The following is an 11725-nucleotide window of genomic DNA, read 5'->3' as shown; positions in this document are numbered from 1 at the left end:
CCAGACCCACCGCTGAAAGGGCCGCCGATGTACCCGCTGTCCCCGGCGCAACGCCGGTTGTGGTTCGCGCACGCGCTGGAGGGGCCGAGCGCGACCTACAACATCCCCGTGGTGACGCGGTTGCGCGGCGAGTTCGACCGGTCCGTGCTCGCGGCGGCGCTGTCGGACGTGGTGGCGCGGCACGAGTCGCTGCGCACGGTCTACCCGGCGCGCGACGGCGAGCCCGCGCAGGTGATCCTGCCCGTCGAGCGGGCGCGGGTGTCGGTCGGGTTGACCGAGTGCGCGGAGTCGGAGGTGGCCGACGAGGTGGCGCGGCAGAGCGCGCACCTGTTCGACCTCGCCACCGATCTCCCCCTGCACGCGCACCTGGTGCGCGGCGACGACACGCGGTTCGTCCTGGTGCTGCACCACATCGCCGCCGACGGCTGGTCCATGGGCCCGTTCGCGGCGGACTTGGCGCACGCCTACACCGCGCGGCTCGCGGGCACGGCACCGGAGTGGGCGCCGCTGCCGGTCCAGTACGCGGATTACACGCTGTGGCAACGGGATCTGCTGGGCGAGGAGTCCGATCCGGACAGCGAATCCGCGGTGCAGCTCGCCTACTGGCGCACGACACTCGACGGACTGCCGGACGAGGTGACCATCCCGTCGGACCGCTCGCGTCCCGCGACCCCGACGAACCGGGGCGGCGTGGTGACGGTGTCGGTCGACGCGGAAACCCGGGACGCGGTCAAGGCCTTGGCGCGCGGGCTTTCCGCCACGCCGTTCATGGTCGCGCAGGCCGCTCTCGCCGCGACCATGACCCGGCTGGGCGCGGGCACCGACATCGCGCTCGGCACGGTCGTCGCCGGACGTCCCGAGGAGGCCTTGGCCGACCTGGTCGGGTTCTTCGTCAACACGCTCGTCCTGCGCACCGACACCTCCGGCAACCCCACCTTCGCCGAACTCCTGGGCCGCGCGCGGCGGCGGGCCGTCGACGCGCACGCGCACGCGGACCTGCCCTTCGACCGCCTGGTGGAGGACCTGCGGCCGGACCGCGAACTGGGCCGCCACCCGCTGTTCCAGGTGCTGCTGACCTGGGCAGACGGCGGGCAGGGCGCGCTCGCGCTGCCGGGGCTGGACTGCGCGGTGGAGCCGACCGGGCTGCTGGTCGCGAAGTTCGACCTCGACGTGACGCTGATGGACCTGCCCGACCGGTTGGACGTCGTGGTCGAGTACGCGGCCGACCTGTTCGACGAGTCCACCGCCCGGTCGCTGGCCGCGCGCCTGGCGCGGGTGCTCGCGGTGGTCTCGGCCGACCCGACCAGGCGGATCAACGACCTCGACCTGTGCTCCCCCAGCGAGTCCGCCCTGCTGGCCCGCTGGGGCCGGGGCCGGGTGGACCCCGGACCGGGGACCATCCTCGACACGTTCGCGGCGGCTGTCGCCGAGGCGCCGGACGCCGTCGCGGTGACCGACGGGACCACCACGCTCACCCGCGCCGAACTCGACGACCGCGCCAACCGGTTCGCCGCGGGCCTGGTGCGCGCGGGCGTGCGTCCCGGGGAGGTCGTGGCGAGCGCGCTGACCCGCTCGGTCGCCTCGATCGTCGCCGTGTTCGGGGTGTTCAAGGCGCGGGCCGTGCACCTGACGATCGATCCCACCGAGCCGCCCGAGCGCATCCGCGCGCTCATGGCCGACAGCGGCGCCGTGCTCGTCGTGCGGGACGGGGACGTCCGCCACCTCGCTGAGTCCACTGTGGAGCGCTTACCCGCGCCCCGGCCGGACGACATCGCGTACCTGATCTACACCTCCGGTTCGACCGGCCGCCCCAAGGGTGTCCTGGTGCAGCACAAGGCATTGGCGAACCTGGGGCACCACCACGCCATCGACACCCTGCCGCTGGTGGGCGGCGCGCCGCCGCTGCGGATCGGCCTGACCGCGAGCCTGACCTTCGACGCCTCGCTGGACCCGGTGGTGTGGATGGCGGTGGGCCACGAGCTGCACGTCGTCGACGACGACACCCGCCGCGACCCGACCGCGCTGCTGCGCCGAATCCGCGACGCCCGCTTCGACATCGTGTCCACGACACCGTCCTTCGCGCGCGGCCTCGTGGAGGTGGGTCTGCTCGACGGCGGCTACACCCCGGCGTTCCTCGACGTCGGCGGCGAGGCGGTCGAGGACGACCTGTGGGCGCTGCTCGGCGCGCAGGACTTCCTGTGCCTCAACACCTACGGCCCCACCGAGACCGCCGTGGACGCGACCATGGCCCGGGTCGCCGGACCGGTCGCGGTCATCGGCGGCCCGATCACCAACTACACGCTGCGCGTGCTCGACAGCGCGCTGCGGCCCGTGCCGCCCGGCGCGGTCGGCGAGCTGTACGTCGGCGGCGCGGGTGTGGCCGTGGGGTACCTGGGCAGGCAGGCCGAGACCGCGTCGCGGTTCGTCGCCGACCCGTCCGGCCCGCCCGGCTCCCGCTGCTACCGCACCGGTGACCTGGTGCGCTGGCTGCCGGACGGTTCGCTGCGCTACCTGGGCCGCGCCGACGACCAGGTCAAGATCCGCGGGTTCCGCATCGAGCCAGCCGAGGTCACCGCGGCGCTGGCCGCGGTGCCGGGGGTCGAGCGCACGGCGGTCGTGGTGCGCGAGGACCGGCCGGGCGAGCGCCGCCTGGTCGGGTACGTCAGCGGCCCGGTCGACCCCGAGTCCGCGCGCCGGGCCCTCGCCGAGCGACTGCCCCGGCACCTGGTCCCGGCGGTCGTGGTGCGCTTGGCCGACTGGCCGGTCACCAGCAACGGCAAGCTCGACCGCAAGGCCCTACCCGCGCCGCAGGCCACCGGCTTCGAGCACCGGGCGCGCAGCCCGCGCGAAGAGGTGCTGTGCGGGGTGTTCGCGGACGTGCTGGGGCTGCCCGAGGTCGGCGCCGCGGACAGCTTCTTCGACCTGGGCGGCCACTCGCTGCTGGCGACGCGGCTGGTCAACCGGATCCGCGCGGCGCTGGGCATCTCGGTCGACCTGCGCTCGGTGTTCCGCCACCCGTCCCCGGCCGACCTGGACCGGTTCCTGGCCACCGCGAACGGCCCGGTCGTGCCGCTCGTCGCGCGACCACGACCTGAGCGGCTGCCGCTGACCGCGGCGCAGCGGCGGCTGTGGTTCCTCGACGCGATCGGCGAGGACACCGCGACCTACACGCTGCCAACGGTTCTGCGGGTCCGCGGCGACCTGTCCGTCGACGCGCTGTCCGCCGCGCTGACCGACGTCGTCGCGCGCCACGAGTCGCTGCGCACGGTCTTCCCGGAGCACGACGGCGAGCCGTACCAACTCGTGCTGCCCGTCGAGGCGGCTCGCGTCACGGTCGGCGTCGTCGAGTCCGTCGACACCACCCACCACTTCGACCTGGCCCGCGACCTGCCGATCCACGCCGAGGTCGTACTCGGCGACGGCGAGGCGACGCTCGTCCTGGTGCTGCACCACATCGCCGTGGACGGCTGGTCGATGGACGTCTTCGCCCGTGACCTCGACGCCGCCTACCGCGCCCGCCGCGACGGCACCGCCCCCGAGCTGCCCGCGCCGCCGGTCCAGTACGCGGATTACGCGCTGTGGCAACGGGAAGTGCTCGGCGACGACCGCGACCCCGACAGCGTGCTCGGCGCGCAACTGCGGTTCTGGCGCGAGGCGCTGGCGGACCTGCCGGAGTTGCTGGTGCTGCCCACCGACCGGCCGCGGCCCGCGATCGCCTCGAACCGCGGCGCGGTCGTCGACCTCGACCTCGACCGGTCGGTGCACGACCGGGTCCGCGCGCTCGCCCACGAGAGCGGGGCCACGGTGTTCATGGTGCTGCACGCGGCGGTCGGCGTGCTGCTGTCGCGGCTGGGCGGCGGCGACCGGATCCCGGTCGGCACGGCCGTCGCGGGGCGCGGCGACCAGGCGTTGGACGAGGTGATCGGGTTCTTCGTCAACACGCTGGTGCTGCCGGTGGACGTCACCGGCGACCCGACGTTCCGGCAGGTGCTGGACCGGGTGCGGGAGGCCGACCTGGCCGGGTACGCGCACCAGGACGTGCCGTTCGACCGGCTGGTCGAGGAGCTGAACCCGGCCCGGTCGCTGGCGCACCACCCGCTGTTCCAGGTGCTGCTCTCGGTCGGCGGCGCGGAGTCCGACGAGCTCCGGCTGGGCGACCTCGACGTCACCGACCTGACCTCCGGCACGGCCACGGCGAAGTTCGACCTGTCCTTCGCCGTCGCCCAGCGCCCGGACGGGCTCGGTGTGGCCATCGAGTACGCCACCGACCTGTTCGAACCCGAGACCGCCCAGGTCATCGGCGACCGCTTGGCCCGGCTGCTCGAAGCCGCGCTGACCGACCCGGACCGGCCGGTGTCCGGGATCGACCTGATGAGCGCGGCCGAGCGCGAGGACGTGCTGCGGACGTGGAACGCGACCGACCGCGAGGTGGCGCCGGAGACGCTGACGGCGCTGTTCGAGCGGCAGGTCGCGCGGGTGCCGGACGCGGTGGCGGTGGAGTGCGACGGCGTGGTGCTGACCTACGCCGAGCTGAACGCGCGCGCGAACCGACTGGCCCGGCACCTGATCGGGCTGGGCGCGGGGCCGGAGTCGATCGTGGTGGTGGCGCTGCCCCGGTCGGCGGACGTGGTGGTCGCGGTGCTGGCGGTGCTGAAGTCGGGGGCCGCGTACCTGCCGGTGGACCCGGCGCACCCGGCGGACCGGATCGCGGCGGTGGTGGCCGAGGCGTGCCCGGTGGCGACGCTGACCGCGGTGGACGTCGAGGTGTCCGCCCGGTACTCGTCGGTGGACGTCGCCGACGACGAGCGGCGCGCGCCGCTGACCCCGGCGAACACCGCCTATGTGCTGTTCACCTCGGGGTCCACCGGCCGACCGAAGGGTGTGGTGGTCGAGCACCGGTCGGTCGCGCTGTACCTGGCGTGGGCCCGCGACCGGTACCCGGCGGTGGCCGGGCGGGTGCTGCTGCACTCCCCGGTGACCTTCGACCTGACCGTCACCGGCCTGTTCGGGCCGCTGACCTCGGGTGGTCTCGTCCACCTGGCCCGGCTGTCGGACGACGCGACGCTCGATCCGGCGGCGCGGCCGACGTTCGTGAAGGGCACGCCGACGCACCTGGAGCTGCTGTCCGCGCTGCCGCCGGAGTTCTCGCCGTCGGAGCTGCTGGTGCTGGGCGGTGAGTCGCTGCTGGGCGAGCCGCTGCGGCGGTGGCTGAGCGCGCACCCGGGCGTGACCGTGGTGAACGAGTACGGGCCGACGGAGACGACCGTGGGCTGCGCGGAGTACCGGATCTCGCCGGGTGACGTCGTGCCGGACGGGGTGCTGCCGCTGGGGCGGGCGGCGTGGAACACGCGGTTCTACGTGCTCGACCGGGCACTGCGACCGACGCCGACCGGGGTGCTCGGCGAGCTGTACATCGGCGGTGACCTGGTGACGCGCGGCTACCTCGGGCGGCCGGGGCTGACCTCCGGCCGGTTCGTGGCGGACCCGTTCGGCGCGCCGGGTGCGCGGATGTACCGGTCCGGGGACATGGCGCGGTGGAACCGGGCGGGGCTGCTGGAGTTCGGCGGGCGCACCGACGACCAGGTGAAGGTGCGCGGCATCCGGATCGAGCCGGGCGAGATCGAGTCGGTGCTGGGGCGGCACCCGGCGGTCGCGCACGCGGCCGTGGTGGTGCGCGAGGACGTGCCGGGTGACCAGCGGATCGTCGGCTACGTCGTGCCCGAGCCGGAGGCGTCCCTCGATCCGGACGAGGTGCGCGAGCACGCGGCGGCCACCCTGCCCGGCTACATGGTGCCCGTCGCGATCGTGCCGCTTCCCTCGCTTCCGTTGACGTCCAACGGGAAACTGGACGTCCGACTGCTGCCCGCACCGACCAGGGCGTCCATCGGGCGCCCGCCGCGGACCCCGCGCGAGCACGTCCTGTGTGGACTCTTCGCCGAGGTGCTCGGCGTGGAGTCGGTGAGCGTCGACGACAACTTCTTCGACCACGGCGGCCACTCGCTGTCGGCGGTGCGGCTCACGAGCCGGGTCAACGCGACCCTGGGCACACGGGCGACGGTGCAGACGCTGTTCCAGAACCCCACGGTCGCCCGGTTCCAGCTCGCGGTGACCTCCGCCGGGGCGGACGAGCTGGCCGACGTGCTGACCTACCGCGCGCACGGCGACCGGCCGCCGATCGTCCTGCTGCCCGCGGTCAACGGGCTCGGCTGGGCGTGGTCGTCGCTGGTGCGCCGGTTGCCGAGCGGGCACCCGGTGTTCGCGCTGCAAGACCGCAGGCTGCGCGGTGACGTGCCGGAGCGGTCGGTGCGCGAGCTGGCGGCGGAGTACGCGGCGCGGGTGCGCGAGCTGTGCGGCGACGGGCCGTGCGTGCTGGTGGGCTGGTCGTTCGGCGGGACCGTGGCGCACGAGGTGGCCGCGCGGCTGCCGGGGACCGCGCTGCTGGTCATGCTGGACTCCTTCCACGGACCGGACCCGGCGGGCGAGCGCACGGCAGCGGACGTGCTGCCCTCCGCGCTGGACGGACTGGTCCCGCCACCGGGCAGCGAGTTCGACGGTTCCGCGCTCCGCCGCCTGCTGTCCGATGCAGACAGTCCATTGGCGACTCTTCGCGAGGCGGAGATCGGCGCGCTGGTCCGGGTCGCGATGGCCAACGCGCGGGCGCAGATCGCGCACGTCCCGGCCGTCGTGCAGGCACCCGTGCTGTTCCTCGACGCCAAGGCCGAGGCCCGCGCGTCCGACCAGTGGCGCTCGGTCACCACCGAACCGGACGTCCGCGCGGTCAGCGCGGGCCACCTGGAGATGCTGCGCGCCCCGGCCGTGCACGAGATCGGCGCGCTCGTCCACCGGAAGATCGCTGACGTGTTCGCTCCCGCAGAAGGCCAGGTGACCCGATGACCGCGTTGATCGACCTGCCGCACCCCGGCGCGCTCCGCCCCGACGCGGCGGGCCCGCGCACGGCGACACCACCCGCCCGGCTCGTCGGGATCGGCACCGCCACCCCGCCGACGTCGTACTCGCAGCGGGACCTGCTGGACATCTTCGGCATCTCCGATCCCCGCGTGCGGTCGGTGTTCCTCAACAGCGCCATCGAACGCCGATTCCTCACCCTGCCCCCGGAAGCCCAGGACGGCTCCCGCTTGTTGGAGGAGCAGGGCGCGCTTCTGGCCAAGCACAAGCGTCAAGGCGTCGAGATGGGGCGACGCGCGGTCGAGGCGTGCCTCAAGAGCGCGGGCGCGGACCTGGCCGACATCGGCTACCTGTGCTGCGTGACGTCCACCGGCTTCCTCACCCCGGGCTTCAGCGCCCTGCTGATCCGCGAACTGGGCCTGGACCGCCACACCAGCCGCCTGGACGTCGTCGGCATGGGCTGCAACGCGGGCCTCAACAGCCTCAACGCCGTCACCGGCTGGGCGCTGGCCCACCCGGGCCGACTGGCGGTGATGGTGTGCGCGGAGGCTTGCTCGGCGGCGTACGTGTTCGACGGAACCATGCGCACCTCGGTGGTCAACAGCCTGTTCGGCGACGGGTCGAGCGCCGTCGCGGTCGTCGCCGCCGACCCCCGCGACCGCCCAGGTCCATCGGTCCTCAAGTACGCGAGCTGCATCATCCCCGAAGCCGTAGACGCGATGCGCTACGACTGGGACGACGACGCGGGCCGCTTCAGCTTCTTCCTCGACCCCGAGGTGCCCTACGTGGTCGGCGCCCACGCGGACCTGGTGGTGTCGAAACTCCTTGCGGGCACCGGCCTGCGCCGGGCCGACATCGCGCACTGGCTGGTGCACTCCGGCGGTAAGAAGGTCATCGACTCGGTGCGGATCAACCTTGGCCTGACCCAACACGACGTCCGCCACACCACCGGCGTCCTGCGCGACTACGGCAACCTCTCCAGCGGTTCGTTCCTGTTCTCCTACGAGCGGCTGTGCGACGAGGGCGCCGTCCGCCCCGGTGAACTCGGTGTCCTGATGACCATGGGCCCTGGCTCCACCATCGAGACCGCGCTGGTCCGCTGGTAACACCCCCTCCCAACACGCGAAGGACCCCATGAGCACCGACACCACGACCACGCCGCACCTGACCATCGACGGCACCCGCCCGCCGAGCCGCGACCTGGTAGCCGACCTGCACGCCTTCGCCGACCGGGTGGAGGACACCCAAGCGGCCGTCGCCGTCCTTCACCTGACCGGCGGCGCCACCACCGAGCAGGCACCACTGGACATCGCCCTGGTCAACAAGTGGGAACGCGCCCTACGCAGGCTTGAACGCCTCTCAGCCACCACAGTCGCCACCGTCCACGACGAATGCGGCGGTGTGGCCTTGGAGGCCCTACTGACCACCGATTACCGCATCGGCACCCCCGACGTCACCCTCCGCCTCCCCTCGGGCAGCGGCCCGTCCGCGGCCTGGCCGGGCATGGCCTTGTACCGGCTCGCCAACCAGGTAGGCGTAGCCCGAGTCCGCCGCGCCGTCCTGTTCGACGTCCCGGTCACCGCCTCAACCGCCGTAGAACTCGGCCTGCTGGACCAACTCGCCCCGTCCCTGGACGCGGCCACCCACCTGGCCAACACCTTCACCCCCACTCCCGCCTCAGACGTGGCAGTCCGCCGCCAACTCCTCCTGGAGGCCACCACAACCACCTTCGAAGACGCCCTAGGCAGGCACCTGGCCGCCTGCGACCGCGTCCTCCGCGGCGGCGCCGCATGACCCTCTTCCCCGACCTCCCCTCCTTGTCCACCCTCTCCGCTCTGGCCCGCACTTCCGAACAGCAGCTCCTCTCCCTACCCGAGCCCGCAGACCGAGGCCCGGACGACCGCGCCACCGCCGCGGCCATCCACCAAACCCTCCGCGCTGCCCGCTCCCACTACCTCTCATCCCACGTCGACACCATCTACAACGCGGTCACCGACAACCACCGCCTCCCCCTGCGCCTACCCGACCTCCTGGAATCAATCACCACCGCCTACCCCGGCATCCTCCCCAGCCCCCACCTCTTCACCCTCGAATCCGGCCGCGTACAAGCCGACAAAGAGGGCTTCGAAATCGACCAGGCCATCCTCCTACGCGCCGTACTGCGCTCTCCCACCTCAGGCCCCCACCTCCTGGAGTCCATGCTCCGCCCCACCCCACGCTCACTGTCCCTTTTAGACACGTTCCAAGCCACCGGCGACCTACGCCTACACTCTGTCCACCTATCCCGCCAAGACGGCATCACCCACCTGACCCTCATCCGCGAAGACTGCCTCAACGCCGAAGACTGCCAACAGGTCGACGACATGGAAACCGCGGTCGACCTAGCCCTCCTGGACCCCACCACCCACGTAGCCGCAGTCCGCGGCGGCCACATGACCCACCCCCGCTACAAGAACAAACGGGTCTTCAGCTCCGGCATAAACCTGAAACGCCTACACGCAGGCGACATCTCCCTGGTCGACTTCCTACTCCGCCGGGAACTGGGCTACATCAGCAAGATCCTCCGAGGCACCACAACCGACACCGACTGGCGCTCCCCCACCGTCGAAAAGCCGTGGCTCGCAGCCGTAGACACCTTCGCCATCGGCGGCGGCGCCCAACTGCTCCACACCTTCGACCGCGTGATCGCCGCCTCGGACTCCTACTACTGCCTCCCGGCGGCCCAGGAGGGCATCGTCCCCGGCATGGCCAACCTCCGCCTGACCCGCTCGGTCGGCGCCCGCGTGGCCAGGCAGATCCTGTTGTGGGGCCGAACCATCCACGCCACCGACCCGGAGGCGAGTCTCCTCTTCGACGAGGTAGTCCCCCCAGACCACATGGACACCACCGTCGCGGAAGCCGCCAACCGCCTGGACAACGCCGCCGTGCTCACCAACCGCAAAATGCTCAACCTGGCCGAAGAACCCCAAGACACCTTCCGCCACTACGCAGCCGAATTCGCCCTACAACAAGCACTCCGCATCTACAGCCAGGACGTCCTCACCAAAGTCAGCCGCTTCACCACCGCGGGCCGAAACCCCTGACCCCTACCCGCCCCGCACTCCGAGCCACTGCTCGGCCCCGACCTCCTCAAACCGCGCCACCTCGACAAAACCCAGCCGCGCCGCCAACCGCATCGACCGCTCGTTGGCCACCCGCGTGCAGAGCACCACCGACTCCCCCGGCAGCGCGCCCCCGAACCACTCCAGCGCCGCCGCACAGGCTTCGGTGGCATACCCATGTCCCCACACATGAGGCAAGAACAGGTAGCCGAGTTCGAACTCCCCCACTTCCCCGTGCCGGACCCGTTCCACGTCCCGCCGCTCAAGCGTGACCACCCCGACCATCACCCCGGCGACCTCGACCACCAGCACCCCAGGTCGCTGCCCCGGCACCCGAGGCACCTCCCCCTCAAGCTCCTCCCGAGACCGCCCGCCCCCGATGAAGGCCCCCACCTCCACCGACGCGAACAACTCGATGAACACCTTCCGATCCCGCCCCTCGGACGCCCGCAACAACAGCCGCCCCGTCGCGATCGGAACCGGCGGCCAGGCAACAGATCTCGGCTCGCTCATGCCGGGCAACCTATCGCCACCCGACACAGGCGATCGAGGTCGTCCCGCCTTGTGACAGCCTTGTTGTGGTCTTTTCTCCGCCGCCTCAACTCGGCACGCACGTCAGCGATCCGACCGGCTACCCGCTTGTCTCCGTACCCCAGCCACCCAAACAACCGGGTCGTCCAATCAGCGCTACGGTTCTGCTCCCGAAGCCCCTTTCGAGCCTCGTCCTGTAGCTCGCCGAGACCGGGCAGAGCGGCTTCGACCTCGTCGAGTTCGTTCTTCACCGCACGGCACTGTTGCGGCCTCGGTGCCTTCGCCATTGCTTTGCCGCATTCCGCCCCACCCCACCACCCCCGCTCGCTAGCATCGATCCCCGAAGGCACACCTCAAGGAGGCGCCGAGTGGCGCGGATCCCGATCACCTGGCGCTCCTGGACCTGGATCGCCGCCCGCTTCCTCCTCATCCTCCTGGTCCTCCCCGCCCTGATCGCCGCCATCACCGCCTTCATCGCCTACGCCGACCACACCTGGCTGCACGGCCCCGCGGGCGTCTTCATCGACGTCCTCCTCTGGACCGGCCTCGTCGGCGTCTGCGTCCTCGGCACCCTCGGCTCGATCCACTTCTTCCAGCGCCCCCACAACCACGACCACGAGATCGGCCGAGGCACCGGCGCGATGGTGTTCACCTGGCTCTTCTTCTTCGTCGGCGGCGTCTTCCTCATCACCCCCATCTACGTCATCCCCGCCCGCGGCGAACTCGTCAGCTGCACGGAAGCACTCAGCACCCCGCTCCCCCTCACGGCGGAGTGCGAGACCATCCACCGCTCCAGCACGGCCCGCACCGACCGCGTCTACATCGACACCGTCGGCACGATCCGGGCCCTCCCCGTCGACGACGTCGGCACCAAGCGCGGCCAAGCGGGTTACTTCGTGATCGTCGGCTACGCGGGCATGGTCCTGACCGCCCTCATCAGAACCGGCCAGGCCATCTACGTGCGCGGGCACTGCGACAACGCCTGTCTCGCCCAACGCGACCCCGGGCGGCTCACTCGCTGGCTCCGCGCCACTTTCCGACCGGAAACCTGATCGACTGGCCCTGCGTTGGTCGACAGCGCATCCTTCTTGTCCGGTGCCGCACGAGCCCCGACCGCCCCGTTCCGCCAACGCGCGGAGCAGCCAAGACTGCCGGAACGGAAAGTGAGACCGCTCACTTTCCGTGCA

General features: G+C 72.0%; 6 protein-coding genes. 5 read left to right on the top strand and 1 reads right to left on the bottom strand.

The window, feature by feature from the left end; genetic code table 11:
• Positions 1 to 27 precede the first annotated feature (27 nt).
• The 4 genes from V5P93_RS12235 to dpgC are packed head-to-tail and all read left to right on the top strand — an operon-like array spanning position 28 to position 9989.
• Positions 28 to 6894 carry a non-ribosomal peptide synthetase gene (locus V5P93_RS12235; protein WP_104480491.1) on the top strand — a complete coding sequence of 2289 codons (6867 nt, stop codon included), beginning with the start codon at positions 28 to 30 and terminating at the stop codon, positions 6892 to 6894.
• On the top strand, positions 6891 to 8012 hold the full coding sequence (gene dpgA, locus V5P93_RS12230; RefSeq protein ID WP_181043606.1) for a 3,5-dihydroxyphenylacetyl-CoA synthase DpgA: 1122 nt from the start codon (positions 6891 to 6893) through the stop codon (positions 8010 to 8012). The genes V5P93_RS12235 and dpgA overlap by 4 nt, the downstream gene beginning before the upstream one ends.
• Before the next feature lie 28 nt (positions 8013 to 8040).
• Positions 8041 to 8700 (top strand): enoyl-CoA-hydratase DpgB, encoded by a 660-nt coding sequence (gene dpgB / locus V5P93_RS12225; protein WP_104480492.1) that lies wholly within the window; start codon positions 8041 to 8043, stop codon positions 8698 to 8700.
• Positions 8697 to 9989 carry a (3,5-dihydroxyphenyl)acetyl-CoA 1,2-dioxygenase DpgC gene (gene dpgC / locus V5P93_RS12220; RefSeq protein ID WP_104480493.1) on the top strand — a complete coding sequence of 431 codons (1293 nt, stop codon included), beginning with the start codon at positions 8697 to 8699 and terminating at the stop codon, positions 9987 to 9989. Before dpgB ends, dpgC begins: the two co-directional genes overlap by 4 nt.
• A 3-nt stretch (positions 9990 to 9992) precedes the next feature.
• Here the strand turns inward: dpgC and V5P93_RS12215 are convergent, their stop codons facing one another.
• The gene (locus tag V5P93_RS12215) at positions 9993 to 10520 is read right to left on the bottom strand and encodes a GNAT family N-acetyltransferase (protein ID WP_104480543.1); all 528 of its coding nucleotides are present in this window, start codon (positions 10518 to 10520) and stop codon (positions 9993 to 9995) included.
• A 386-nt stretch (positions 10521 to 10906) separates the two neighbouring features.
• Here V5P93_RS12215 and V5P93_RS12210 point away from each other — a divergent pair, with 386 nt between their 5' ends.
• Positions 10907 to 11590 carry a hypothetical protein gene (locus V5P93_RS12210; RefSeq protein ID WP_104480494.1) on the top strand — a complete coding sequence of 228 codons (684 nt, stop codon included), beginning with the start codon at positions 10907 to 10909 and terminating at the stop codon, positions 11588 to 11590.
• The last annotated feature ends 135 nt before the right edge of the window (positions 11591 to 11725 follow it).

It is taken from the genome of Actinokineospora auranticolor (genome assembly GCF_041897805.1).
GTDB classification, from domain to species: domain Bacteria; phylum Actinomycetota; class Actinomycetes; order Mycobacteriales; family Pseudonocardiaceae; genus Actinokineospora; species Actinokineospora auranticolor.
This window is presented reverse-complemented; position numbering and strand designations above follow the sequence as displayed.